This is a genomic window from Enterobacter cloacae complex sp. P17RS (assembly GCF_014895885.1).
In the GTDB taxonomy this organism is placed as follows: Bacteria; Pseudomonadota; Gammaproteobacteria; order Enterobacterales; family Enterobacteriaceae; genus Enterobacter; species Enterobacter bugandensis.
In genome coordinates this window covers 146479-172468 of sequence record NZ_JADBQK010000006.1, presented here as the reverse complement: position 1 = coordinate 172468, position 25990 = coordinate 146479, and the positions used below count along the sequence as shown (strand labels likewise).

The window sequence follows — 25990 nt, the reverse complement described above, 5'->3', positions numbered from 1 at the left end:
GTACGTTTAGTAGACGGATTTATTGTTATCAACTGCTGTGATGACGTCGGTAAAGCGGGCCGCCAGCGCTTCGGCGCTGCGGGCGAGCAGGGTGGTATCCACACCGACCGCCACAAACAATGCGCCGAGGCCGAGATAGCGTTTCGCCAGCTGTTCATTCGCCATCAGGATGCCGGGCGCTTTGCCCGCGCTGAGGATCTGCGCGATCGCCTGCTCAATGGCGGCCTGCACCTCCGGGTGCTGTGGGTTGCCGGCAAAGCCCATATCGGCGCTCAGATCCGCCGGGCCGATAAACACGCCGTCGACGCCTTCCACGTCCAGGATCTGCGGCAGGTTTTTCAGCGCCTCGCGGGTTTCGATTTGCACCAGCACGCACATGGCGTCGTTAGCCTGATGCAGATAGTCCGGGATGCGGTTCCAGCGCGACGCGCGTGCCAGGGCGCTGCCGACGCCGCGAATGCCCGCAGGCGGGTAGCGGGTGGCGCTTACCGCCAGCCGCGCCTCGTCAGCGTTTTGCACCATCGGCACCAGCAGAGTTTGCGCGCCTATGTCCAGCAGCTGCTTGATCTGCACCGGATCGTTCCACGACGGGCGCACTACCGGCTGGCTGGGATAAGGGGCGATGGCCTGGAGCTGAGTCAGGACGGTCTGCACGCTGTTCGGCGCGTGCTCGCCGTCGATCAGCAGCCAGTCAAAACCGGCCCCGGCCAGCAGCTCTGCGCTATAGCTGCTGGTCAGCCCCAGCCATAAACCGATTTGCGGGCGGCCCGCCTTCAGCGCCGCTTTGAATGCGTTTTGCATGGTCGCCTCCTTATACAAAGCGACAGCTGATGGAGCCCATGTTGCCGTAGTCAACATGGAAGGTGTCGCCTCTGCTGGCGGCAACCGGACGGGTAAACGAGCCGCCGAGGATGATTTGTCCGGGCTCAAGCTGCACGTCGTACGGCGCGAGCTTGTTCGCCAGCCACGCCACGCCGTTCGCCGGGTGGTTAAGCACGCCAGCGGCGACGCCGGTCTCTTCGATCACGCCGTTGCGGTAGAGCAGGGCGGAGATCCAGCGCAGATCCAGCGCGTCGGGCTTAATCGGACGACCGCCGAGGATCACCCCGGCGTTGGCGGCGTTATCGGAGATGGTGTCGAACACCTTGCGCGGGCGCTGGGTCTCCGGGTCAACGTTGTGGCAGCGGGCGTCGATCAGCTCCAGGGCGGGAATGACGTAATCCGTGGCGTTGTAGACGTCGAAGATCGTGCAGTTCGGGCCGCGCAGCGGTTTTGCCAGCACGAAGGCCAGCTCCACTTCAATGCGCGGGACGATAAAGCGATCGACGGGGATGTCGCTGCCGTCGTGGAAGAACATGTCGTCCAGCAGCGCGCCGTAGTCCGGCTCGCTAATCTGCGAGCTGGCCTGCATCGCCTTCGAGGTGAGGCCAATCTTATGGCCTTTCAGCACGCGGCCTTCGGCAATTTTCAGGCTCACCCATTCGCGCTGTACGGCGTAGGCGTCTTCGATGGTGATCTCCGGGTACTCCAGCGAGATCGCGCGGATCTGCTCCCGGGACTGTTCCGCCTGATGCAGGCGGTGGGCGATCAGGGTATGGGTGTGTTTGTCCAGCATAAAAGACCTCAGCGAAAGAGCGCGTGCACGTTGTTTTGTTTGTAATTGAGCGTCGGATGCAGTTCGTCTATCTCCAACGACAGCGCCAGATATCGGCTTGCCATCAGCTCCGCGAAATGCGTTTTGATCAGCCCAAACAGCATCTCCCCCACGGCTTCCCGGCTCTCCAGGCTTCGCCCGGCGCCGATCTTCAGCGTCATATGCACAAAGGCGTAATCATGCTTACCGTCCGCCATCTGCCAGGTGTCCAGCCAGTGGGCGCGGCTGCGGATGCCGCCGAGCGGGAAGATCTCCGTGGCGGCCAGCGCCTCGTTCACTTTGGCGAACAGCCCCGGCAGGTCGGCCTGCGCGCGGATGTTGTCGGTACATTCAGCAATAAAGTGCGGCATAACGACTCCTTATGCGGGCAGCGGGAAAACGGCGTTGACCTGGCCGGTGCCGGAGCTGGCGAACAGCTCGGTGAGGAACTCCACCTTGCCGTCGTATTTATCCCAGCCCAGCATCCCCAGCAGCATCACCGTGTCGTGCATGTTGCCCTCGCCGTAGCAGTAGTCGGCGTACTCCGGCAGCATGCTGCAAAACTCTTTAAACTGGCCCTCCCGCCACAGCTTCACCACCCGCTCGTCCATCTGACGGTCGAACTCGCGGGTGTAGCTGTTCATCCCTTCTTCCGCACGCTGGTCGTCGATAAAGCGGTGCGACAGCGAGCCGCTGGCGAGCACCGCCACGGTGCCGTCGTACTTTTCGATGGCGCTGACGATGGCCTCGCCCAGCCTGCGGCTGTCGGCGAAATCGTGAACCGTGCAGAACGCCGAGATGGAGATCACTTTGAAGTGCTTATCCGCGTTCATGTAGCGCATCGGCACCAGGGTGCCGTACTCCAGCTTGAGGCTCGGGATGTTGTGCGCCTTGGCACGCACGCCGAGCTTCACCGCTTCGTCGGCGATCAGCTGCCCGAGCTCCGGGTTGCCGTCGTAGTCGTAGGTCATGTCGCGGATAAAATGCGGCAGCTCGTTGCTGGTGTAGACGCCTGAAAAATGATCCGCACAGTTGATGTGGTACGCGCTGTTCACCAGCCAGTGGGTGTCGAACACGATGATGGTGTCCACGCCCAGTTCACGGCAGCGCTTGCTGATCTCTTTATGCCCGTCGATGGCGGACTGGCGGCAGCCGTGGTTTTTCCCCGGCAGCTCGGAAAGGTACATCGACGGCACGTGGGTGATTTTTGCCGCTAACGCTAGCTTGCCCATTGTCAGATCCCCCATTTTGGAATCGGATGGTCGCCCATGGAGATGCAGACGTTCTTCATCTCCGCGAACACTTCAAAGCTGTATTCGCCGCCTTCGCGCCCGGTGCCGGAGGCCTTCACGCCGCCAAACGGCTGGCGCAGGTCGCGCACGTTCTGGGTGTTCACGAACACCATGCCCGCTTCAATGCTGCGCGCCAGACGGAGCACCTTGCTGACGTCCTGGGTCCAGATGTATGACGCCAGGCCGTACTCCACGTCGTTCGCCAGACGCAGCCCTTCCGCTTCGTCCTTAAACGGCAGCAGGCAGGCCACCGGCCCGAAGATCTCCTCCTGCGCCACGCGCATGCGGTTGTCGACGTCCGCCAGCACCGTCGGGCGCAGGAAGTTGCCGCCTTTCAGGTGTGCAGGCAGATCGGTCGGTTTGTCCGGGCCGCCCGCCAGCAGGGTGGCGCCTTCCTCGATGCCGAGGCGGATATAGCCGGAGACTTTCTCCCAGTGCTGCTGGCTGATGAGCGCGCCAATCTGGGTGTTCGGATCGGTCGGATCGCCCACGCGCAGGCGATTGGCACGTTCGGCGAAGCGCTTGACGAACTCCGGGTAAATGCTCTGCTGGATGAAGATGCGCGAGCCCGCGGTGCAGCGCTCGCCGTTGATGGAGAAGATGGTGAACAGCGCGGCGTCCAGCGCGCGCTCGATGTCCGCATCTTCAAAAATCAGCACCGGGGATTTGCCGCCCAGCTCCATGGAATATTTCTTCAGCCCGGCGTTTTTCATGATGTTGCGCCCGGTGGCGGTGCCGCCGGTGAAGGAGACGGCGCGCACGTCGTGGTGGCGCACCAGCGCGTCGCCTGCCGTCGCCCCGTAGCCCTGCACCACGTTCAGCACGCCCGCCGGAATGCCCGCCTCCAGCGCCAGCTCGCCCAGTCGGTCGGCGGTCAGCGGCGAGAGTTCAGACATCTTCAGCACCGCGGTGTTGCCCAACGCCAGGCACGGCGCGACCTTCCAGGTGGCGGTCATAAACGGCACGTTCCATGGAGACACCAGCGCGCAGACGCCCACCGGCTGCACCAGCGTGTAGTTGAGCATTTTGTCGTCGACCGGGTAGGTTTTGCCGTTCATCTGCTGGCACACCTCGGCGAAGAACTCGAAGTTGTGCGAGGCGCGCGGGATGAGCACATTTTTGGTCTGGTGGATCGGCAGGCCGGTGTCGGCGGTTTCCATGGCGGCGATCTCGGGCACGTTCTGGTCGATCAGATCCCCCAGGCGACGCATCAGGCGCGCGCGCTCCTTCATCGGCAGGTTGGCCCATTTCGGGAACGCCTCTTTAGCGGCGGCAACGGCCTGATGAATTTCCGCTTCACCGCCGGAGGCGACTTCCGCTAATACCTCGCCGGAGGCCGGGTTAGTGGTATGGAAGTACTCGCTTCCGGCGACGTTTTTACCGTTGATCCAGTGGTTAATCTTTTTCATTTTGCAGTCTCCTCGCTGACAATCCGGTTGACCAGGCGGCCCACGCCTTCCACTTCCACCACCACTTCATCGCCCGGCACCACGTCGGACAGCCCCTTCGGCGTGCCGGTGGCGATCATGTCGCCCGGCTGTAGGGTCATAAAATCGCTCAGATACGCAATCAGGTAAGGAATGCTGAAAATGAGATCGGCGGTGGTGCCTTCCTGACGCAGTTCGCCGTTGACGAAGGTGCGCAGGGTTAAGTTATGCGGATCAGGAATGGCTTCTTTCGGCACGATGTTCGGGCTGATGGGGGTTAATCCGTCGCGGCTTTTGACCCGCAGGTTCGGGCGGTAGTAATTTTCCAGGTAGTCGCGGATGGCGTAGTCGTTGCAGACCGTGTAGCCCGCGACATACTCCATCGCCTCGGCTTCGCTCACCTTACGCGCGGTTTTACCGATGACCACCACCAGCTCCGCCTCGTAGTGCATGTATTCGATATTGTTCGGGCGCACCGAGGTCTGGTTGTCGCCATTGAAGGTGTTCGGCGCTTTGATAAACACCAGCGGCTCGGTGGGCGGCTTGAAGTCCAGCTCGCTGGCATGATCGGCGTAGTTAAGACCGAGGGCGAACAGCGTGGCGTGTTCAGGCGTGCGGTGGGCAAGGGCGACGTCGCGCTCGTTCACCACCGGGTTTTCCAGCGGTGGGAAACCTTCCGCCAGAATCCGCACGCGATCGCACGGGCGGATCTCCACGCGGCTTTGCGGTGTGCCGAGCAGGATCGCATCGCCGGGATTGAGGGTGGCGAATTCGCTCAGGGCGCTCAGCAGTTCGGCGGCGCTGCGCTGCAGATCGGCGGTGTTCCAGTGGTCCGCTTCGCGGCCGTTGATCTCGGTGATGATGGTCAGGTTGTCGACGTTATCAACGGCGGCCAGCTCGCCAAGCGGGCAAAAGCCGTCCCGGCATTTGGCCTTAATGGCCGGACGGTAGAAGCTCTCTTCCGGCAGGCTCACCTCGTTGGCCAGCGCGTACCCCGCGATGTAGGCCGCGGCGTCCTCTACGCGCACCCTGCTGGCGGTTTTACCCACAACCAGCGCCACCGTCGCGCCGCTTAACACCGTTTCCCCCTGCGGGAAAGGAATGGGCTCGCCTGCGCGAATCACCGTGTTGTGCGGTTTGATAAACCACACCGGCGTTTTTGGCGGCGTGTTGTAAGGGGCTTTTTCAAACGCCTCAGCCCAGGCTTCTTGCTGACTCTGGTGGTTCAGCGCGACGGCAAATACGGTACCTTTCATTCACCAACTCCTCATCCCGACGGTCCGGGTTATGATTTCATTAATATGTTAATGATCTGTTTTTATGCTTTTGCTGTTTATTTCGCAATCAGAAGTGAAGAATTTGTGATATGAATAACAATAAATTTACATTATGGATTTTAATCCTATGTAAATCAGTTGATTAATAAAAACGAACGGTTTCTGTTAGACTTTCTGGCAGGAAACGTGTTGTTTATAAAAACATCTTTTATGAATCGTTTACTTGTTAATGATGTGAAGGGGAGAGGCTATGCATGATTCATTAACCATCGCGCTTTTGCAGGCGCGGGAAGCGGCGATGTCGTACTTCCGTCCGATTGTGAAGCGGCATAACCTCACCGAGCAGCAGTGGCGCATCGTGCGCGTGCTGGCTGAACATCCGTCGATGGATTTTCACGATCTGGCGTTTCGCACCTGTATTCTGCGCCCGAGCCTGACCGGCATTCTGACGCGCATGGAGCGCGACGGCCTGGTGCTGCGCTTAAAGCCGGTGAACGACCAGCGCAAGCTGTACGTGTCGCTGACCAAAGAGGGAAATGCGCTGTACGAGCACGCCCAGGCGCAGGTGGAAGAGGCGTATCAGCAGATTGAGGCGGAATACACGCCGGAGAAGATGAAGCAGCTGACGGCGCTACTGGAAGAGTTCATTACCCTCGGCAATCGTCACATTGCCGCGCGCGGGGATGAGGAGTAGCTCATCCGCGTAATGCCGCGAGGACGTTGCTGAACAGCTCGGGGAGAGGGGCGTCGTACCACAGGGCGTACAGGTCGGCGGGAATCTGTTCTTCAAGCGTGACAAAGGTGACGCCGGGCCAGTGGATCAGCGCGCAGGTTTCCGGCAGCAGCGCCACTCCCGTGGCCGCGCTGACCAGCGCCAGCACCGTTTGCGGCTCAAAGACCTGCTGGGCAATCAGCGGCTGAAAGCCATGTTCCGCGCAGGCGTCGTATACCTGACGCGCGAAGTCGCCCCGGTTAAAGGAGAGTGAGATAAAGGGGCGCTGCGCCAGCTCCGCCAGCGATACGCGGCTGCGTTTCGCCAGCGGGTCGTTTTCATGCACCGCCAGGCGCATGGTTTCCCGCGAAATGAGCTGGCAGCGGATGTTGACCTCGGCGTTGGGGATGACGTTGCGGTTGATGGCGATATCAATCGTGCGGGCGCGCAACGCCTCTATTTGCTGCTGCTGAGAGAGCTCTGTCAGCGTCCAGTGGACGTTGGGGTACTGCTCGTGCAGCGTCTTAAGCCGGGTAAGCAGCGTTCCCCAGATGGCGCTGCCAATAATGCCGATGTTGATATGCTGTTTTTCACTGCGGCCAATCTGCTGAACGTAGTTGAGGGACTGTTCGGCAGCGCTCAGCAGCCGGTCGACCTCGGCCTTCAATATTTTTCCCGCGTGGGTTAACACGACCTTACGGCTCGTCCGCTCGAAAAGCTCAACCTCGAGCAGGGTTTCAAGCTCTTTAATCTGCATGCTTAGCGGCGGCTGGGAGATATTCAGCCTGGCCGCTGCGCGGCCAAAGTGCAGTTCATCGGCCAGAACCTGGAAGTAGCGTAGCATGCGCATGCGCACGCGGCTGAGGAGAGCAGAATCGTTCATGAGGATGGCTGGTAAGGGAGAGGTTGCCGCCATTGTTGCCATCCTCTCCCTGGTCTGTCAAACCGCGCTGGCGGTTGAGTGATGCAAACGCTCGGCCCGGCTGCGCATAACCGCGCACAGCAGCACCAGAAGCAGGGCAGCGTAGGCGACGGTCGCGGCATTCACCGCACCGTGCAGGCCAAAGCGGCTGTTCACCAGCGACGATACGGTGGCGAACAGCAGCGTGCCGACGGTGCCGCAGGTCAGCAGAGCGGAGATCAGCGTTGGCGAGCTGCGGCTCACCTGCAGCGAACCGTAGCTCATGAGCCCTGAGAACAGGCCAGAGTTAAAGAAGCCAAAGCAGCCGCAGGCAATCAGGATCGCCGTAGTGCTGCCACTGTTGGCGATAAGCGCAATGGAGATCATCCCGACAACCGTGCAGATCAGCAGGAAGGTACGCAGCTTCATAAGCTTGACGGTGAACTGGTTGATGAACAGCCCGGTTGCTTTGGTGACCCAGTAAACGGTTGTAAACAGCGCTGCCTGCTCAGGCTGCATGACGAAGCGCCATTGCAGATAGCCCGGCGTCCACATGGTGAAGATGGGCTCGGCCAGCAGGAACAGAAACAGCGAAAGGCAAATCAGCCATACCGACATTCCCCAGGGTTCAGCCACCGGCGAAGACGCTTCAACGGGTGTTGCCGCTTCTGTCGTCGGAAAGCGAGCGCGCAGCACCAGAACCAGCATCAGCGCACCCAGCGCCCCCATGATGGCATACATCGCCATCCAGCTTGCGCCAAGCTTAAAAAGCCACGCCAACAGGAAGGAGAGCGTTGCCCCGGCAAGGCTAAAGAAGAAATCGGTGAAAATCAGGCTGGCAGAACGGCTTTTTTCATCGGGATTAATGCGCACCACCAGATAGCTGCCGATAGTCATGAAGATCCCGCCGCAGGCCCCCATCAGGGCGACCGCCACGCTGAACAGGGTCAGGGTCGGGTGCGTAAACAGCACGATGCTCACGACGAGGGTGAGCGCGGCGGCGATGGTCAGCGGTTTTTGCAGCCCCCATTTTTTCATCAGCAGGCCGCCGAGCATAATGGGCACAAACATGCCGATGTTCATCAGGGTAAATACCTGGCCGATAAAGCTCGGATCTTTGTTGAAGGCCGCGCACAGCGGGCCGAGGACAATCCCGAGCGTCGATACCAGCGCGCCGACAAAGTAGTAGCTGAGGTAGGATACGGCGTTCAAACTGCCGCGAGAATAGTTGTTATCAGACATGTGTATTCTCCTGACGGGCACGGATGCCCGTCTGTGGATAACGATCAGCGGTAGTGCTTCACAAACTCGCTGATGAGACGAATAAAATCATCTGTGACCATGGCAGCGCATTTCAGGGTCTGCTCATGGGAAAGTTCAACGTCGCTCAGACCTTCCGCCATGTTGGTAATCGCGGAGACGGCCAGCACGCGCAGGCCGCAGTGGCGGGCAACGATCACTTCCGGCACCACTGACATACCGACGACGTCACCGCCTATTCTTTGCATCATGCGGATCTCTGCTGCCGTTTCGAAGTTGGGGCCAGGGTAGGAGACAAACACCCCTTCATGCAGCGTCAGGCCGAGAGTTTTTGCCGTGGCGTGCAGGCGTTCGCGAAGCGTCTTGTCGTAGGCATTCGCCAGGCTGAAAAAGCGTGGGCCAAAGCGTTCGTCGTTGGGACCCACCGTTGGCGTGGACGGCATGGTATTGATGTGGTCGTTCAGCGCCACCAGCGAACCCGCTGGAATGTCGGTGTTCAGGGAGCCGGCGGCGTTGGTGCAGAGCATGAAATCACATCCCAGCAGCTTAAAGGTGCGTACCGCGTGGGTCATGATGCCCATCCCGACGCCTTCGTAAAAATGCCCACGGCCCTTCATGCAGATAAGGTTGACGCCGTGCAGGCTCCCCATCACCACTTCGCCCGCATGGCCAATGACCGTACTGACCGGAAAACCGGGCAGCTTTTCGTATGAGACAACGGTTTTATTTTCCAGCCTGTCGGCTAACGCGCCGAGACCCGAGCCGAGGATCATCGCGATGCGGGGCGTAAAACCGGGTTTAGCTGCGCGCAGGATTTCAGCGGCTTCAAACGGGGAATCAGTAAAGACGGAACGGGACATAACTACTCCTTAACGGGTTATCTCCTTACATTTTCGGGTGCCGTTGATTGGGGTTCCAATATGATTGGCGGGGTTATTGATATTGTTTTTATATTGATGTCGGCGGAAGGGTAGATATTTCAATATGTTAGGAAAAAGCGGGGCCCGCAGCGTCGCAAAATGGGGAGAAGAAATGTGATTGGCTTCACTGTGCGGGTGTGAAACGCGATTGCGCGACTTTTTTGCACGAAAAGAGTGCGTTTTTTGTAAAGTTTTCCCTTATCAGGCCGAAAATTCTGTTATCTGTCTGATGGAAAGAGAAAACATGTTAAACCGTATCAAGATTGTCACCAGCTTAATGCTGGTTTTAGCGATATTTGGCCTTTTACAACTCACATCCGGTGGTCTTTTCTTTAATGCTCTGAAGAATGACAAAGAGAATTTCACCGTCCTGCAAACCATTCGTCAGCAACAATCCACCCTTAACGGGAGCTGGGTTGCGCTGCTGCAAACCCGTAATACCCTGAACCGCGCGGGCATCCGCTACATGATGGATCAGAACAATATCGGCAGCGGCGCGACCGTTAACGATCTGATGCAGATTGCGTCTGCCTCGCTGAAACAGGCGGAAAAAAACTGGGCTGACTATGAAGCCCTGCCGCGCGACCCGCGTCAGAGCGACGCCGCTGCGCTGGAAATAAAACGTAACTACGATATCTACCACGGTGCGCTGGCTGAGCTAATTCAGCTGCTGGGGGCGGGCAAAATCAACGCCTTCTTCGACCAGCCGACCCAGAGCTACCAGGATGGATTCGAGAAGCAGTACGTGAGCTACCTGCAGCAGAACGACAAGCTGTACCAGATGGCGGTTGAAGACAGCAACAGCTCTTACACTCAGGCTATCTGGGTGCTGATCAGCGTGCTGGTTGCCGTGCTGGTGGTGATCGTGGCCGTCTGGCTGGGTATCAAGCAGGCGCTGATCTCTCCGCTGACGCGTCTCATTGACAATATCCGCCACATCGCCAGCGGCGACCTGGTGAAGCGCATCGACGTGGAAGGCTCTAACGAGATGGGCGAACTGGCCGACTCGCTGCGTCATATGCAGGGCGAGCTGGTGCGTACCGTGGGCGACGTGCGTAACGGCGCGAACGCTATCTATAGCGGCGCGAGCGAAATCGCGATGGGCAATAACGACCTCTCTTCCCGTACTGAACAGCAGGCCGCTTCACTGGAAGAGACCGCTGCCAGCATGGAGCAGCTGACGGCGACCGTTAAGCAGAACGCCGAGAACGCCCGTCAGGCGAGCCACCTGGCGCTAAGCGCGTCTGAAACCGCGCAGAAGGGCGGCAAGGTGGTGGACAACGTGGTGCAAACCATGCGTGACATCGCGGGCAGTTCGCAGAAAATTGCCGATATCATCAGCGTGATCGACGGCATTGCCTTCCAGACCAACATTCTGGCGCTGAACGCGGCGGTAGAAGCGGCGCGTGCGGGCGAACAGGGGCGTGGATTTGCGGTGGTGGCAGGGGAAGTGCGTAACCTGGCCCAGCGCAGCGCTCAGGCAGCACGTGAGATCAAGAGCCTGATTGAAGACTCCGTGGGACGCGTGGAAGTGGGTTCAACGCTGGTGGAAAGCGCCGGTGAAACCATGGGTGAGATCGTGAACGCGGTGACCCGCGTGACCGATATCATGGGCGAGATTGCCTCTGCGTCCGACGAGCAGAGCCGCGGTATCGACCAGGTGGGCCTGGCGGTGGCAGAGATGGACCGCGTGACCCAGCAGAACGCCTCGCTGGTAGAAGAGTCAGCCGCAGCGGCGGCGGCGCTGGAAGAGCAGGCGAGCCGTCTGACGCAGGCCGTGGCAGTGTTCCGCATTCAGCAGGAGCAGATGAAGGCGCGCGAGTTCGCTGCCGCGAAAAGCGTTGTCGCGCCGGTGATGTCGCGTAAAGTCGCGACGGCGGACGCGGGCGATAACTGGGAAACGTTCTGATCCAGCGCGTTGTGCCGGGTGGCGGCTACGCCTTACCCGGCCAACGGAAGCTTGTTGTAGGCCCGGTAAGCGAAGCGCCACCGGGCGATATCAAAGCGGCAGGCGCATGGCGCAGCGGGAGTCATACGCTAAACCGTGCGCCGTCTCTTCTTCGCGTTTTTCACGCAATTCAGGCGTCAGCCTCGTCATCATTTCAAACCCCAGCCGCGCATAGAAGGGCGCATTCCACGGCACGTCCCGGAACGTCGTCAACGTCAGCGATCTCAGCCCCTTTTGGCGGGCATGGTCAGCTGCACAGGCGATGAGCTGCCGACCGATCCCTTTTCCCTGCCAGGCCAGATCGACCGAGAGCTCCACAATAAACAGCGACGAAGGGTGCGCTTCAGTGAGAATAAACCCCACGGGACGGTCGTTCGCCAGCGCCAGCCAGCTTAGCCCCCGTTCGGCATAGTCGAGATGCTGTTCAGCGGAAATGACCTCGCCATCGGCAAGCCAGGCGAGGCTGGGGTAGTCACGAAAACGCTCGCCCGCCGCGCGCTCAATGGCGGGCAGGGCGGCAACGTCGTCGGAATGTGTGGGCCGAACGGTGAGGTTAAGGGCGACCATTAGCCTGCGCGACTCACGATTTTAATTTCAACCATGCCGATCCCGAGCTGGCGCGGTGAATGGCCGAGAATATTTCCTTCATTGGTGGACTGCGGGTCTGGCGGCACAATCACCAGGGTACTGCTGCGCGATGGATTCTCAAAATGCAGGGTGTGAGTGCTTACGTCATTTCCAAGCGTCAGCGTCTGCTCTTGATCGCCCACGCGCACCGGTACAGGTTTATTCGCGTTAGGCCCGTACGCCCTGGCCGTGATCACCAGATCAAATTGTTCCGGCAGCGGATGGGTGTACTCAATTTTCACCTCGTTGCCCAGCTGCGCGTTTGACCAGCGTCCCCACGACTCCGGACGGGAGATGCCGCTAAACTGCTTCACCTCTTCGGGCGCGCCGGCCACGTTAAAGATAAAGCTGTCCGCTTTATAGCGGATGTCGTTGTCGACGATTTTCAGCATGTCGATGTTGTGCTGATAGCGAGCCGTATCAATCACCGTATCTTTAAAGGCGGTTTTGCCTTTCCACTGGGCTTTGTCGACATGCTGCACGGTTTGCTCCCCGCCAAGCTGGCCCTGAGAGACGCACCAGTCCGTAGAGAGTGCCAGCGGCTGCGACCAGAGCTGACCCATTTTGTAACACCGGTCAATCCAGACGAAGTTATCGCGAGGGGCGAAATCGGCCAGCTGGAAGCGCAGCGGCGCGGAATACTCGCTTTCCGGCAGCGGTTCGACGCGACTATCCGACACGCGCACCAGCAGCGGCAGGCGGAAATTGCTGCCGGAGAAGGCAACGGTGTTTTTATCCCGATCGACGGTGAAGTCTTTCATCTCTTTCGGGAAATTCCACAGGCGGATGATGTCGGGCTTCCAGGCGAGGATTTTCTCCTTCATGTTGAGGAACACTTCCGACAGGGATTGCCCCGAGAGCGTGCTGCGCCCGAGGCCAATAAAGTTGTCGCCCCCCAGAATGTCCAGCACGGTTGCGCCGTTATCCATGGAGTTGCGTTTGGTGGCGATTAACTCCTGCTGCGGCTGGTCGCCGCGCAGCACGAAGAACAGGTTGCTGCGATCCTGCTTGCTGAGCTGGTCCCACGCGCTGTTTTTCATTGCCAGATGGTCAGACGATACGACGATGACGGTGTTTTTAAACCAGGGCGAGGCTTTGATTTTCTCGACCAGCGCGGCGATGTGCTCCTGGCTACAGGTCACTGCGCTGAAAGACTTGTTGTTTTTGCCGTCCACGTCATAGCTTTTTCGCTTACAGGTGCGCGAGACGAACCCGTCCGGATGGTGCGTATCTACTGTCAGCGCAAAGAGAGAAAACCGCTTCCCGGCGCGGGAAAGTTCCTCGAATTTCTTCCAGGTTTCGTCCAGCACCGTATCGTCATAGAAGCCCCAGTCGTTGCGGTAGGTGGGATCGGCAACCGTCGTTTTTAACTCTTCTGAGCCATACAGGTGGTCAAAACCGTGGGATTTCAGGAACACATCTTTTCCGGCAAAGCGCAGGTTTGCTCCCTGCATAAAGTAGTTTTCATAGCCGGAGTTTTTCAGGATATCGCCCAGGCAAATATTCTGCGGGAAGAACGTCGACATCGAGGCGGAGGCGTTGCCTTCAAAAGGTGCGAACAGCGGGATACCGCACTGAGAGGCCACCATCCCGGCGATAGTGTAATCCGTGCCGGGTAACTGCATGGTGTGGCTGAAATCGAGACCTTCGTTTTTCAGCGCGCCCAGTTCCGGCGTGAGGTTCGGAAACGCATCGTTATCAAAGTAGGTGCGCTCCAGGCTTTCACCGTAGATGTAGACCAGATTGAGCTTCGGGTTGGCGATCGTTTTCGACGGCTCTTTATAGTAGGCCACGAAGTCCGGATCGCCGTCGCGCGACTGGGATTTTACAAGCTCGGTGATCTGATGAAACGCGGGGCTGGCGTCGACGGAGGCCAGCGCCAGGAAAAGCGCCAGCAGGCTGTAGCCATGATGGTGAGGAAGATGGCGACGGCGGCGCAGCACCCAGGCGAGCGCGCCGAAAATCGTCACCAGCGCCACGATCAGTCCCAGCCCCGGAAGGATGTATTTACCTACCCCCGCGCCCGTCAGGCTGTTCGTCAGGGTGTAGAGCACAGCATCGTTAATGCCGTCGCCGGTGAAGTAATCGCTGGCGTATAAGGTAATGTTTAAAACGATAAAAATGCCGAGCACCACCAGCGTGGCGATAAACCACCAGGTGTTACGGCCGGCTTTCCAGGCATAAACGCCGACGGAAGCCAGAAAAAGGATAAGAGAGATGAATTCTGACAACAGCATATCCTCATGACGCCAGGTGCTTCGCTGGCTAACTGTTTATTTTTGGTAAGACAATGTAATGGCGATGTCGTTTAGCTGCAATTTTAGTGTCACGAAAGTGTGCTGTTGTTAGGATTTGGTTTATAAAATCGTTTTTATGAGGATGGTCGCATCCTGACAAACGGACGCTGAGACGGTGGCAGGTAGGAAAAACGCTCGTTTAACGCCGCGATGCAAGCCTATCGCATTAAACGCGGCGTGTTGTGGCAGAAAATGGGGCGGATCAGGAGATGAAATTAACGCCTTGTTTCAGCACCAGATCGCAGGCTTTGGTTTTCACCTGTTTTGCCAGGGCGGAGTTGCCAAGGGTGCTTAGGTTAAGCTGTTGGCCGTTTTGCGCGTTAAGCAGGCCCTGAATGCCGTCCATATAGCTGGTATCCGCTTTTTGCTCCTGCGTGTCGAGACCCAGTTTACCCAGCACCTGGTTTTTCACGTTTTGCGCGTCGGTCACCGAGGCCAGCTTTTGCTTAGCGCAATATTCCAGAATCCCCGCCGCGTTGTTCATCGTGCCCGCGCTCAGGCTCTGGGAACTATTGCTCAGCAGGCTGGTGAGAGAAGAGGCCGAGAGCCCGCCCTGGGCGCTGCTGCTCTCTTTGGTCAGCTCATTCGCTGCGCTTGACAGGGACTCCTGCCACGAAGCCGCTTGTGCTGCGCCGGTAACCAGCAGCGCGCCTAAAAAGGTGCTAATAAGAATCTGTTTTTTCATCATGGCTTTCTCAAAAAGGTCCGTTTTGGGCCGGAAGGGGTTCCAGTATATACCTGCGCCCTGCTGGCGATTCCTGGAACTGTCTTAATACTCTTTGCCGGTGACGCGGCTTCGGTAACTGTCCCAGTCGAAGATGACATACAGACTGTTGCCCAGCTTCATGCGGTCCATGACGCGTTCGCCCAGTAAGCGGGTCATCTCGTCAATGTTGTGGTTCGTCAGCATCCCGGTGGGACGTTTGGACGAAGAGCGGCGATCGACTATCTGGTTAATGATGACTTTTTCATAACGGGATTCGGTCTGAACGCCAATCTCGTCGATGACCAGTAGATCGACATTGCTCAGATCGTTAAGAAGCTGCTCTTCGCTGGTTTCACGGTTGCTGAAGGTGTCTTTCATGGCGGACATGATATCGGCCACGGTGATAATGAGGACCGATTTACCGCGCAGAAGCAGTTCGTTGCAGATGGCGGCCGCGAGGTGGTTTTTACCTGTGCCCGGCTTGCCGCTAAAAATGAAGCTGGCGATATTGCCGTCAAATTCATCCACGTACTGACGCGCGGCGGCGAGCGCGTTCATCTGCCCGCTGGTCTCAATTTTATAGTTATCAAACGAGCAGTTCTGATGCAGGGGACGAATACCGGAGCGGTTAAAGGTGCGCTGCATTTTCATTGCCCGGTTTTCGCGGGCGAGCGCGGCGGCACGAATTTTACCTTGCTCCTTTTGCCACGCCAGCAGCTCTTCACCCGTGGTGAAGGCGGGCTTCACGTTGGCTGGCATCATCTTTTGCAGACGTTTCATCAGGTCGCCGACGTTCTTCATTTCGCACCTCGGAATCCACTTGGGATCTGTTTATCCGGTTCTGAAAAAGTGTTGATATCGCGCTTAGGCTGGCCATTGTTACTGGCGCGGGTAATTTGAAGATGACGCGCGAGCTTTTGCTGCCACTGAATGTGGGTGAACACTTTGCCTTCCGCCTGCCACCAGGCGATAAACGCGGCGAGCTCTTCCGCGGTGGCTGGCTGGGTTAACGCAATGCCCCACAATGCTGCCTGCCGCTGAAAATCTGCGTCAGGCTGCCAGCCCGCGTACAGGACAAATTTGCCCATCGGAATGGTTAGCGGGGTATTAACCGGTTCTTCAAAAAACTGGTTATCCAGCGTGACGTCGCTTGCCGGACGTGACATCTGCGCTTCGATCTCCAGAAGCTGCGCCAGACGTTCCGGCGTGATTGCGTAAAACGCCGGCGCGTTGTCGGCAAAAACCGCAACCGTGCCGCCTTCGGCGTGGGTCAACACACCGCGTGGGTCGCGCATAAAGGCATCAATGCCAGCAATGCTGGTGGTCAGAATTCTGGAGGACATAACGCTTACTCAACTGATTACTACGGGCGTGATATGGGCTTATGGTAGCACAGAGAGGGGAGGGGATGGAGGGGATTTCCCCGGTGGCGCTGCGCTTACCGGGGCTACAGTCGTAGGCCTGAAAAGCGCAGCGCCATCAGGCAGTTATCACGCGATAATATTCAGGGTCACGTCGATGTTGCCACGGGTCGCGTTAGAGTACGGGCAAACGATATGCGCCGCATCGACCAGCTTTTTGGCTTCCGCAGGATCCATACCTTCAACGTGGATATTCAGTTTTGCTTCGATACCAAAACCGGTCGGCAGCGGGCCGATACCCACTTCGCCTTCAATAAACGCCTCTTTTGGCAGGGTAAATTTGTCGCGAGCCGCCACAAACTTCATCGCGCCCAGGAAGCAGGCAGAGTAACCCGCAGCAAACAGCTGCTCAGGGTTCGTGACTTCTCCACCCATACCGCCCATCTCTTTGGGCACGCCCAGTTTAACGTCCAGAACTCCATCGGAAGAGGTCGCGCGGCCGTCACGGCCCCCGGTTGCTTTTGCTTTGGCGGTATAAACAACTTTTTCTAAAGACATGGCAGGTTCCTCATCTTACTTTTGTATGTGCTATTAAATAGCGTGCGATGTATATGGGTAAGTTAAAACGCGTAAAGTATAGCCTTACGCGCGTTGAATCTGTTGTCGCAAAAGTTCCAACTGCTGCTTGAGCGCCAGCATGGTGTCGGTATCACACTGTGCGGCGCACCCCACTGCGTGTGGGATACCCAGTGCCTGCTGCTGAAGTTCACGTCCGGCTTCAGTCAGCGTGACGGCGACCTGACGTTCATCTTTACGCGAGCGGTGGCGGTTGATTAGCCCTGCGCTTTCCAGACGCTTCAGAAGCGGCGTCAGCGTTGCGGAGTCAAGGAACAGCCGTTCACCGATGTCCGACACCGTCACGTCATCCTGCTCCCATAGCACCAGCATCACCAGATATTGCGGGTAAGTCAGGTTTAGCGGCGCCAGCAGTTGCCGGTACAGCTTATTAAGCGCCAGATTTGCCGAATAGAGGGCAAAACAGAGCTGGTTATCCAGCAGGAGCGCAGCGGTCGTGTCGTTCGTTTTTGCGTTCATGAAATGAATATAGATTGTGCACGATTTAATTGCAAGCAATTTTAGGGGCAGGTATAACGCAGCGCCACCTGAACGGCCATTTTACGGTAGTGCTGGCGCTGGGCCTGCTCGTCTGCACCCTCTTCAAACAGCAGGGTGAAGGTGTAGCTGTTGGCAACGTAGTGAAAGCTGAAGCTGCTGATCAGACGGTGAAGGTCGCGGGCGTCAACCGTCTGGCTGAAAAGCTGTTTTTCTTTGCCCCGGCGCAGGATGCCTTCCAGCAGGTCGAGCGCGCTGCGGTTGACCTGCCGCAGATAGTTTGACTGCTGCATAAAACGGCCGCGCTGCATGTTTTCCATGCAGATAATGCGGATGTAATCCGGGTGGTCGGCATGATAGTCAAAGGTGGCTTCAACCAGATGGACCAGCGCTTCGACGGGAGGCATATCCGCCAGGCTAAGCGCCTTTTCACTGGCGCGAATTTGGGTGTAAACGTACTCCAGGACGAGCAGGTAGAGATTTTCTTTGTTTTTAAAATGGTAAACGACCATGCGTTTGGTGGTACCTGCTTTCTCCGCGATCTGCTCCATGCGGGCGCCGTTCAGTCCAAATTCGGCAAACAGCGCGATAGCGCTCTGAAAAATTTTCTCTTTCAGGCTCGATTCTTCACTGTGATCGGGGTGTTCGCTGCCAGAGTTAGCCACATCCTTTCCTTATTTTTACCAAACGGACCAGAAAGATTATCTCCACGGCAGCGAAATAACACAAATATCAAACGCGCGGGCGTTTGCGGTAGAGCCATAGCCCGGGTATCGACAGCCCGATAGAGAGCGCACCGACGATGGAGGACGCCTTAAGAAAGTTGCTAAGGAGAAGGATCATCTGCGGCTCGGTGTAGCCAAAATGGCTGATTTTCACCGCGGAAATCATCGCCGTATAGGCAGATATGCCGGGGAACATCGGGATAACGGCGGCGACGGTGAACACTTTCGGATGCGCCAGATACCAGCGCGACCACTGAATACCGATGCTGCCGACCAGCATAGAGGCGATAAACGTCGACCATTCGATGTTAAAGCCCGCCGTCATCATCACCATTCGCGAGCCGTGGCCAATTGCGCCCAGCAGCGCACACCACGGCAGAGCGCGTTGCGGAACGTTAAATACCATCGCAAAGCCGACGGCAGGAATGGCCGCCAGGGCCATGTCCTGTGCCAGCGCCAGCAGAAAATCTATCACGCCCATCCTCGTAACCCCCACAGCGTCATCGCCATCACCACGCCGATGCAGGTCGCCAGCGTCAGCAGGCTGGCGATAGCCCAGCGTGCCAGCCCGGTATTGATGTGCCCTTTAAACATGTCGGCAACGGCGTTAATCAGCGGGAAGCCCGGCACCAGCAGAAGCACGCTGGCGGCCATCGCAATCGTCGGGGTAGCGGCAAACTGCGGCAGGCGCAGCAGCAGGCCAGACACCGTAGTGGCAACAAACGCGGTAATGCAGAAGTTAATTTGCGGGTGCAGCTGCCGGTGCGTCAGCAGCTGGCGCACGTACATGGCGATGCTGCTGGCGAAAAAGGTGACGATCGCGCCGTCCCAGCCACCTTTATTGAGCTTACAAAAACAGGCGCATGACAGCCCCACCATGAGCACGACCAGCCAGCGTGGATAACGTAATGGCTTGATTTGGTTAAAACGTTTTTCAATCTCCTTGAGATCGAGAAGCTTATGCTCAGCCAGGATGACGATGTGCTGGACCTCGGTTACAACGTGCATATTAATGCCGCGGTCGTGATTTTTACGGGTGGACGTAAGACACTGCCCGTCTTTAATGGTGGTCAGCACAATGGCGTTGGACGAGATAGCGCTCTCAACGCTGTCCATTCCCAGCGCCAGCCCCAGCCGGGTTGAGAGCTCCTCGACCAGCGCGCTTTCCGCGCCGTGCTGGAGCAGAAAAAGACCGCACTGAATACAGAGCCGCGTGATAGCACGCTGCGTTGACCGATCTGCCTGCATGTATTATCCCGAAGATAAGGTGAATAGTTGCCGGTTGGCCCGTAATGCCTACTTTTAGCACAAAGTGCAGTGGCTCTTGCTGTGGGTCAGATCAAGGTTTATGCAAACAGTTACCCCCCCTCGTCACGACGACTTACAGGATTAATTTATTAATACGATGAATTAGTAATTTGAAATAATAAAATATTTGTATTTAGAAATTCTAATTTTATTTTGTTGTTATTTTAATGTCTGCACAATTAAATTGATTTGCGCTTTGTGAGATATTAGCGCTGTTTTAGGCATTTCCTAAACTAAGAACATATCTCATCTTCTGCTTGTATTAATCTTTTTATACTCAGGGAAGAAAATATTTATACCTTGGTGCGTTTTACATGACGCACCGAAGGAAAATGGACACGGAGGGTCTATGTTGTCGTTGCCTGGTAAGCATGGCGTTGTCATTAGCCGGATACCCGTCATGCAGAATGGGTTAGGGGACGTGATGGCACGTCATTTCCCCGATTTTGAATTGACCTACTGCCGCTCACTGCAGGAGTTAACCCTGCTTCAGTTGCGCCGCGCAGATGTGATTATCGCCGACGTTTCAGGCGAATACAGGAACCCACGGGGTACGCTCGAAGAGTATTACCGCTTACTGAACCAGTACCGGGAAATCCACTGGATCTTTTTGGTCTCCCGGCCGTTTTACCCTATTGCCGTTGAGCTGCTTATGCGGCCGGAAAGTACGCTGCTTTCTGATATGGAACCTATCGAAGGTGTCGTTAACGCTATCCGGGCAGGGAGTGAACGCGCAGAACGGATAAGCCAGACGTTATTAACCCCAGAACCTGAGGAAAGTGAGGATGACGACGAACACTTTATTGCGCTCACGCACTCAGAACGTAAGGTGCTTCGCCTGTTAGGCAAAGGGTGGGGGATTAACCAAATCGCTACGTTGCTTAAAAAGAGCAATAAAACGATCAGTGCGCAGAAAAACAGTGCGATGCGAAGGCTCTCATTGCGGAGTAATGCCGATATGTACGCCTGGATCAATAGTACACAGGGAATGAGAGAGCTGAGTTTAATGTCAGCCTATGGAGAGTTCGAGGAATGGAAAAAACCGATTCAACAAGACATATCGCCATCATCGAAAATTGCTCGATGAGTGCGGTCGGGCTGCAGCATCTTTTTACGCAGCCTGAACTCAGCCAATATCAACTGCACCTGTTTAATGATTTTGATGGCTTTAAGAAAGCACTGCAACACGTGAATTTTTTCTCGCTGATCTATTCGCTTTCCGATGCGCGAGAAGAACGACGTAACTGCCTGGCGCATCTGCGGGATCTCGCGTTTACGCATAGCCATATTCAGCGCATTATCCTGGTCTCGGATGAGATGGAGGCGAGGTTGATTAGCCATCTTTCGCCTTCACGTCTTCACGGTGTGGTCAGTAAATCGGTGACCCTTGAACACCTGCTGAAGGAGTTAGTGGTATTGTTGAGCGAAACGCTGCGCATTAATGACAATATGCTTAACCACTGGTACTGCAGTCAGAACCGGATGTTAAGCCCAACGGAAAGAGCAATTTTACGTTATATGTCATGCGGATATTCCATTCCCGAAATCGCGGCGCAGCTTGAACGCAATATCAAGACTATTCGCGCGCATAAGTTTAATGCGATGGTGAAGCTAGGGGTGAATTCTGACGTAGGATTGCTTGATGCAGCGGATATTCTTACCCATCTTCCGGTTAGAGAACCGAGAACTGTGGGGCTAAGCAAACCGACATTTTTGTAACCTGTGCCTTTTGCGCGCCAGATGTGCTCTGGCGCGTCATTCAGATGCACACATCAACCCACTTTGCTGAAGTTAGCTCTGCCATTCTGTCCGGAGAAATACGTACGGCACTATGGATAGCGCCAGCGGCGGGGAGCACTTCAGCGTATTGTTTTAAAGAGATATCGCAGTAAACCGCAAGTGGGTTTTCAAGCCCAAACGGGCAGACGCCACCAACGGGATGACCCGTCACGGTAACCACTTCATCACTGCTGAGCATGCGTGCTTTCGCGCCAAACGTGTCTTTCAGTTTTTTGTTATCCAGACGCGCATCACCCTTCGCCACCACCAGAATCACCTCATTTTTAACCTTCAACGATAGGGTTTTGGCGATTTGTCCCGGCTCTACACGGTGGGCGGCAGCAGCCAGCGCAACGGTAGCCGTACTCTGGCTAAGTTCTATTACCTCTATTTCCGGCGCGTTGTCGGCAAAAAACTGCTGTACGGACTGCAAACTCATTGTTTCCTCCTGACAAATATCCTGCGTAATCTGTCATAAGAATTTATGCTCTGTAAATATCTCTTAAGTAACAAATATCCAGGATGGCTGATTTCTGGATCCTCTTCACAATCACAGAAACCGGTTACAGTAACCGGTTGCAGAGCGTGATGCGTAGATTAATACTGAGTATGTAACGTCCCCTGTATCCAATAATAAGAGCCAATTATGAAACCATTTCGTCTGAGCAGTACCGCTGGTACGCAAGCCAGCAAGGTTGTGAAGCTGATTTATGGAACAACGTGCGGCGCGAGCGCGCCTGTAATAAACGTCTGACAGGAGATCAACCATGTCTGCCAACCATGCTGCGTTTAATCTGATATTCCGTTTCGTTGAAAATTACGTGAGCCCGATCGCCGGGCGGATCTCGTCCCAGCGTCATGTCATGGCTATTCGTGATGGGTTCATCTCCGCGATGCCGTTCATGATTGTGGGTTCATTTTTATTAGTGTTTGCTTACCCGCCGTTTTCGCCTGATACCACCTGGGGTTTCGCGCGCGCCTGGCTGGATATGGCGAAGCAGTTTGAAGGCCAGATCCTGACGCCGTTTGATATGACGATGGGCATTATGTCCATTTATATCTGCGCGGCCATCGCCTATAACCTTGGCAAACATTATGTCAAAACGCACCAGCTGGATCCGTTCATGTGCGCCATGCTGTCGCTGATGGCGTTTCTGCTGGTTGCCGCCCCGAAAACCAAAGGCACGCTTCCCGTCGATAGCCTGGGTGGAACGGGTATTTTTACCGCCATTCTGGTGGCGATTTACTGCGTTGAAATGATGCGTTTCCTGAAGGCGCATAACATCGGTATTCGCCTGCCGGACCAGGTGCCGCCGATGATCAAAAACTCCTTTGACCTGCTGATTCCGGTGCTGGTGGTGGTGTTAACGCTTTATCCGCTGAGCCTGGTGATTCAGTCTCAGTTTGACATGCTGATCCCGCAGGCAATTATGTCCATCTTCAAGCCTCTGGTTTCCGCGGCGGATTCACTGCCCGCGATCCTGCTGGCGGTGTTGATTGGCCACCTGCTGTGGTTCGCCGGGATCCACGGGGCGGCTATTGTCTCCGGGATGCTGCAGATGTTCTGGCTGACTAACCTCGGAGCGAACCAGACCGCGCTGGCTGCCGGCCATCCTCTGCCACATATTTTTATGGAAGCCTTCTGGACGTTCTTCATCGTGATTGGCGGGTCGGGTGCAACGATGGGTCTGGTGATTTGCTATCTGCACAGCCGTTCAGCGCATTTACGCTCTATTGGCCGATTGAGCGTGGTGCCCAGCTTCTTCAACATCAACGAACCCGTTATCTTCGGTACGCCGATTGTAATGAACCCGGTGTTCTTTATTCCGTTCCTGCTAGCCCCGATGGTTAACGCCGTGCTGGCCTGGGCGGCGATGACGTTTGATCTGATTGGTCGTGTTATTTCAGTGGTTCCCTGGACGGCACCGGCGCCGATAGGCGCAGCATGGGCTCTGGGCTGGGATTTCCGCGCGGCTATCCTGGTTGTGGTTCTGGCCTGCGTGTCGGCAATCATCTACTACCCGTTCTTCAAAGTGTACGAGAAGCAGCTGCTGGAGCAGGAAGCGGAAGAAGCACAGCGTAATGGGGAAGAGGACAATCAGCAGGTGGCTTAAAGACGTTGTGCCGGGTGGTGGATGCGCCTTACCCGGCCTACGAGTCGAGGTTTTTGTAGGCCCGGTAAGCGAAGCGTCACCGGGCAATTCACTGCACTACTTCAGCGTGCAATCCCCGCACTGCTTAACGTCCGGCAGGCGATAGCGCTGGCAGCAGGTACGGCGTACCAGAAGCCCGTCACGGAGCACAACGGTACGGAATAACGGGTTATCGCGACCATCGGAAAGCTGTTTGGCAAAGAAGCAGGACTGGCGCAGGGCCTCCACTTTCTCATCGCCAAGCAGCGGCTTCATTTCTGTTAAATACCAGTGAATTAAATACCCGGTATTACTCCAGATAAGCTTCCCGTTGATCTCGCCCGTTGCTTCAAGTGCCTCTACCACTGGGATCAGGGCCTGGATGACAAGCTGTTCCAGACGTTCCTGAGCAGAGAACTGCTCTGCGCCGCGATCTTCGTGCAGATCAATCCAGAAGCAGGCTGCTCGGCCAGTTTCGTGGAACTCGACGTGAAAATGATCCGGGGAGAGCGCCAGCATGCTCTTTTGGGTTAATACCGCCAGCATGAGTGGGGGAACCATCAGCCCGATATACCACTGTGCCCACAGGGAAAGCAGAGGTTTATTTTCCCGCGTTAGGGTCGGCTGATTGCGATAGATATGGTCGGAATAGGTTGCAAGCAGCGACTGCAGCGTAGAGGGCTGCTGCCACTCAGCGAGCGTCATGGCGTGATGCGGGGGCGCTTCATCAAGCCTGATAAAGTCCAGCAGGTGGGCGCGCGTCTTAGCAATCTTGTCCCGTATGGCATCCGCAAGCGACGCATTCCCGCTGGTGAGGGGCGCTCGCCAGAGGAGTGGTTCAACGATTTGTGCGGTATGCGTAGCCATAGTTGAGATAGAAATCTAAATGATAATGATTGCCAATCCTAACTATTGCTCATACCAATGGCAAGACTTTTGTCCTGATTAACCGAAGACGCGCTTAAGCGGTTTGTAGCTCTTCACTCAGCAGAATGTTATTGCGACCTAAATGCTTTGCTTCATAGAGGGCTCTGTCCGCTCTCTCCAGAGCGCTTTCCACGTCCTCGTTTTCGAAAATGGCAATACCGATGCTGATGGTGACATTGGTGGCGACGCTTTCGTTGAATAGATGGGGGATTTTCAAATCATAGACTTTCTGACGGATCCGCTCTGCCGTATGGCGGGCGTGTTCAAGTGAAATATTCGTCAGCAGCACCATGAACTCTTCCCCACCGAAACGCGCCACAATATCGCGCGATCTGACGGCATCACGAATTGCCGCAGAGACGCGCTTCAGCGCCTGGTCACCCATCATATGGCCATAATGGTCGTTATAGGCTTTGAAGTGGTCGATATCCATCAAAAGAACAAAATGTTCGCCGTTTTCTACCGCCGGCAGGTTCTCCAGACGGCTCTGCAGGCCGCGACGATTATAGAGCCCGGTTAGCGGGTCCATCATACTGAGATCGGTCAGAGTTTCCCGTTCTTCCAGCAGGCGAGAGAGCAGCTCCTGGGCGAAGCGATCGTTGCGCCGTTGCAAAATGTTATGAATAGCAATAGCCACCACAGGAAGTGCGAAAGAATAGGACATTCTTAGCCATATATCCTGGTCACTTAACCACAGGCAGACAATAAAGGCGGGGAGCGAGTGCAGCGTAAATGCTTTGATATTACTGGCGAAGGCCAGCGTTCCGATAAAAAGCACCGTGAGTAAAGCTATTATCAAATACATCGCCTGGTCATGGGTAATTAGCGAAAATTTCGAATCTATTTGCCAGGCCCACAAAATACCAAAGATTGCTGAAACGGCAGGAATATTTATCTTCCGCGCGCGCTTTTTCCAGTGCCAGATGAACAGGCCAGTACTGATCGCGAAAATAGCAATCAGAGGGGCAGAAAACACGCGTACAGAATAGAGCGGGTTTGTTACCGAGAACACGGCTGACGTTGCGTTCAGAAATAAAAATAAACGTAACGATAATTGATATTTTCTTTGAACCAAAGACCGCCAGGATTGTGATGTCATAGTCGTGCGTTTTTATTAAAACTTAATTAAAACAGATGAATAGGTGTGGTTTCGCACTTAATTATGCAAAAAACTCAAAGCGTAATTATAAGAAAAACTTTATGTGTAGTTAACAGGTGAGCAATTTATCACCTTAGGAAATTTCTGTCATTCTACATAAGGGGAAAGGGCGATTTTTTTTGCTTCACCGCGCTGACAAATGATAATTTTTATCATATGATATTGTTTATCATTATCGTTATGAAAGGGCGATGTATGTTGAACAGGGCGCTGGGAAGTGCATGGGGAGTATTGCTGCCGGGCGTAATCCTTGGCGGTTTGATGTTTGCCGATCTCTCCATCGAAAGCTGGAAGGCCATCATTGTGTCAGGGCTGCTGATGACGTCAGGCATGATCTGGCATAAGCACCTACGCCATTATGTGTTACTGCCATCATGCGTCGCATTAGTCAGCGCAATTCTGGTGATAATGATGAGTTTGAAATAACAGGGAAAATAAGAGGTATTACAGAAGGGAGATAAGATAATTGGTGCGAGGGGGGGGACT

The 25990-nt window shown here is 55.9% G+C and carries 28 protein-coding genes; 6 read left to right on the top strand and 22 right to left on the bottom strand.

The features are described 5' to 3' along the window. Positions 1-6: 6 nt before the first annotated feature. Genes hpaI through hpaG form a run of 6 tightly spaced genes read right to left on the bottom strand, consistent with a single transcriptional unit; the run spans position 7 to position 5608 of the window. Entirely contained in the window at positions 7-801 is a 795-nt protein-coding gene (hpaI, locus tag IM265_RS06390; protein ID WP_047363635.1) for a 4-hydroxy-2-oxoheptanedioate aldolase, read from the bottom strand. 10 nt (positions 802-811) lie between these two features. Next, entirely contained in the window at positions 812-1615 is an 804-nt protein-coding gene (gene hpaH / locus IM265_RS06385) for a 2-oxo-hept-4-ene-1,7-dioate hydratase (protein ID WP_045259529.1), read from the bottom strand. An 8-nt stretch (positions 1616-1623) separates the two neighbouring features. Further along, the gene (locus tag IM265_RS06380) at positions 1624-2004 is read right to left on the bottom strand and encodes a 5-carboxymethyl-2-hydroxymuconate Delta-isomerase (RefSeq protein ID WP_193030190.1); all 381 of its coding nucleotides are present in this window, start codon (positions 2002-2004) and stop codon (positions 1624-1626) included. Between the two features lie 9 nt (positions 2005-2013). Further along, positions 2014-2865, bottom strand: coding sequence for a 3,4-dihydroxyphenylacetate 2,3-dioxygenase (gene hpaD, locus IM265_RS06375; protein ID WP_041911312.1), 852 nt, complete (start codon positions 2863-2865; stop codon positions 2014-2016). A 2-nt stretch (positions 2866-2867) separates the two neighbouring features. After that, positions 2868-4334 carry a 5-carboxymethyl-2-hydroxymuconate semialdehyde dehydrogenase gene (gene hpaE / locus IM265_RS06370; protein ID WP_047367279.1) on the bottom strand — a complete coding sequence of 489 codons (1467 nt, stop codon included), beginning with the start codon at positions 4332-4334 and terminating at the stop codon, positions 2868-2870. Continuing rightward, positions 4331-5608 (bottom strand): 4-hydroxyphenylacetate degradation bifunctional isomerase/decarboxylase, encoded by a 1278-nt coding sequence (gene hpaG, locus IM265_RS06365; protein ID WP_193030192.1) that lies wholly within the window; start codon positions 5606-5608, stop codon positions 4331-4333. The genes hpaE and hpaG overlap by 4 nt, the downstream gene beginning before the upstream one ends. Before the next feature lie 271 nt (positions 5609-5879). Here hpaG and hpaR point away from each other — a divergent pair, with 271 nt between their 5' ends. Further along, entirely contained in the window at positions 5880-6323 is a 444-nt protein-coding gene (hpaR, locus tag IM265_RS06360; RefSeq protein WP_063942918.1) for a homoprotocatechuate degradation operon regulator HpaR, read from the top strand. A gap of 1 nt (position 6324) precedes the next feature. Here the strand turns inward: hpaR and IM265_RS06355 are convergent, their stop codons facing one another. Genes IM265_RS06355 through xapA form a run of 3 tightly spaced genes read right to left on the bottom strand, consistent with a single transcriptional unit; the run spans position 6325 to position 9362 of the window. After that, entirely contained in the window at positions 6325-7257 is a 933-nt protein-coding gene (locus IM265_RS06355; protein WP_226839344.1) for a LysR family transcriptional regulator, read from the bottom strand. 24 nt (positions 7258-7281) lie between these two features. After that, positions 7282-8484: an MFS transporter TsgA gene (gene tsgA / locus IM265_RS06350; protein WP_193030194.1), complete on the bottom strand. Its 1203-nt coding sequence runs from the start codon at positions 8482-8484 to the stop codon at positions 7282-7284. Positions 8485-8528: 44 nt separating this feature from the next. Beyond that, complete coding sequence (xapA, locus tag IM265_RS06345) at positions 8529-9362, bottom strand: xanthosine phosphorylase (protein ID WP_059354699.1); 834 nt, start codon at positions 9360-9362, stop codon at positions 8529-8531. Positions 9363-9666: 304 nt separating this feature from the next. Here xapA and tsr point away from each other — a divergent pair, with 304 nt between their 5' ends. Further along, entirely contained in the window at positions 9667-11331 is a 1665-nt protein-coding gene (gene tsr, locus IM265_RS06340) for a methyl-accepting chemotaxis protein (protein WP_048959804.1), read from the top strand. A 90-nt stretch (positions 11332-11421) separates the two neighbouring features. Here tsr and IM265_RS06335 read toward each other — a convergent pair whose 3' ends face one another. The 10 genes from IM265_RS06335 to IM265_RS06290 form a co-directional block, all read right to left on the bottom strand. Next, positions 11422-11937, bottom strand: coding sequence for a GNAT family N-acetyltransferase (locus tag IM265_RS06335; protein WP_193030197.1), 516 nt, complete (start codon positions 11935-11937; stop codon positions 11422-11424). Next, complete coding sequence (gene opgB / locus IM265_RS06330; RefSeq protein ID WP_048959805.1) at positions 11937-14228, bottom strand: phosphatidylglycerol--membrane-oligosaccharide glycerophosphotransferase; 2292 nt, start codon at positions 14226-14228, stop codon at positions 11937-11939. Before opgB ends, IM265_RS06335 begins: the two co-directional genes overlap by 1 nt. A gap of 268 nt (positions 14229-14496) precedes the next feature. Beyond that, entirely contained in the window at positions 14497-14979 is a 483-nt protein-coding gene (locus IM265_RS06325) for a DUF2501 domain-containing protein (RefSeq protein ID WP_048959799.1), read from the bottom strand. A gap of 84 nt (positions 14980-15063) precedes the next feature. Next, positions 15064-15801: a DNA replication protein DnaC gene (gene dnaC, locus IM265_RS06320; RefSeq protein ID WP_028015417.1), complete on the bottom strand. Its 738-nt coding sequence runs from the start codon at positions 15799-15801 to the stop codon at positions 15064-15066. Further along, on the bottom strand, positions 15798-16343 hold the full coding sequence (gene dnaT / locus IM265_RS06315; RefSeq protein WP_049138674.1) for a primosomal protein DnaT: 546 nt from the start codon (positions 16341-16343) through the stop codon (positions 15798-15800). Before dnaT ends, dnaC begins: the two co-directional genes overlap by 4 nt. Before the next feature lie 147 nt (positions 16344-16490). Further along, entirely contained in the window at positions 16491-16919 is a 429-nt protein-coding gene (locus IM265_RS06310) for an organic hydroperoxide resistance protein (RefSeq protein WP_013095463.1), read from the bottom strand. A gap of 84 nt (positions 16920-17003) precedes the next feature. Next, positions 17004-17456: a MarR family winged helix-turn-helix transcriptional regulator gene (locus tag IM265_RS06305; RefSeq protein ID WP_028015419.1), complete on the bottom strand. Its 453-nt coding sequence runs from the start codon at positions 17454-17456 to the stop codon at positions 17004-17006. Positions 17457-17497: 41 nt separating this feature from the next. Next, complete coding sequence (locus tag IM265_RS06300; protein ID WP_028015420.1) at positions 17498-18139, bottom strand: TetR family transcriptional regulator; 642 nt, start codon at positions 18137-18139, stop codon at positions 17498-17500. Between the two features lie 67 nt (positions 18140-18206). Next, on the bottom strand, positions 18207-18680 hold the full coding sequence (locus IM265_RS06295; RefSeq protein ID WP_041911301.1) for a threonine/serine exporter: 474 nt from the start codon (positions 18678-18680) through the stop codon (positions 18207-18209). Further along, positions 18671-19447: a threonine/serine exporter ThrE family protein gene (locus IM265_RS06290; RefSeq protein WP_028015422.1), complete on the bottom strand. Its 777-nt coding sequence runs from the start codon at positions 19445-19447 to the stop codon at positions 18671-18673. The genes IM265_RS06295 and IM265_RS06290 overlap by 10 nt, the downstream gene beginning before the upstream one ends. Before the next feature lie 409 nt (positions 19448-19856). Here IM265_RS06290 and IM265_RS06285 point away from each other — a divergent pair, with 409 nt between their 5' ends. Further along, positions 19857-20594, top strand: coding sequence for a LuxR C-terminal-related transcriptional regulator (locus tag IM265_RS06285; protein WP_041911300.1), 738 nt, complete (start codon positions 19857-19859; stop codon positions 20592-20594). Next, entirely contained in the window at positions 20591-21226 is a 636-nt protein-coding gene (bglJ, locus tag IM265_RS06280; RefSeq protein WP_041911299.1) for a DNA-binding transcriptional activator BglJ, read from the top strand. The genes IM265_RS06285 and bglJ overlap by 4 nt, the downstream gene beginning before the upstream one ends. 40 nt (positions 21227-21266) lie before the next feature. Here bglJ and IM265_RS06275 read toward each other — a convergent pair whose 3' ends face one another. Continuing rightward, complete coding sequence (locus IM265_RS06275) at positions 21267-21725, bottom strand: YbaK/EbsC family protein (protein ID WP_023331967.1); 459 nt, start codon at positions 21723-21725, stop codon at positions 21267-21269. Between the two features lie 328 nt (positions 21726-22053). Here IM265_RS06275 and IM265_RS06270 point away from each other — a divergent pair, with 328 nt between their 5' ends. Then, on the top strand, positions 22054-23400 hold the full coding sequence (locus IM265_RS06270) for a PTS sugar transporter subunit IIC (RefSeq protein ID WP_193030198.1): 1347 nt from the start codon (positions 22054-22056) through the stop codon (positions 23398-23400). Positions 23401-23496: 96 nt separating this feature from the next. Here IM265_RS06270 and fhuF read toward each other — a convergent pair whose 3' ends face one another. Next, positions 23497-24285 carry a siderophore-iron reductase FhuF gene (gene fhuF, locus IM265_RS06265; RefSeq protein ID WP_193030200.1) on the bottom strand — a complete coding sequence of 263 codons (789 nt, stop codon included), beginning with the start codon at positions 24283-24285 and terminating at the stop codon, positions 23497-23499. 94 nt (positions 24286-24379) lie between these two features. After that, positions 24380-25444: a GGDEF domain-containing protein gene (locus tag IM265_RS06260; RefSeq protein WP_048999318.1), complete on the bottom strand. Its 1065-nt coding sequence runs from the start codon at positions 25442-25444 to the stop codon at positions 24380-24382. A 216-nt stretch (positions 25445-25660) separates the two neighbouring features. Here IM265_RS06260 and IM265_RS06255 point away from each other — a divergent pair, with 216 nt between their 5' ends. Further along, positions 25661-25930, top strand: coding sequence for a DUF1435 domain-containing protein (locus tag IM265_RS06255; RefSeq protein ID WP_032644970.1), 270 nt, complete (start codon positions 25661-25663; stop codon positions 25928-25930). Positions 25931-25990: the final 60 nt, after the last annotated feature.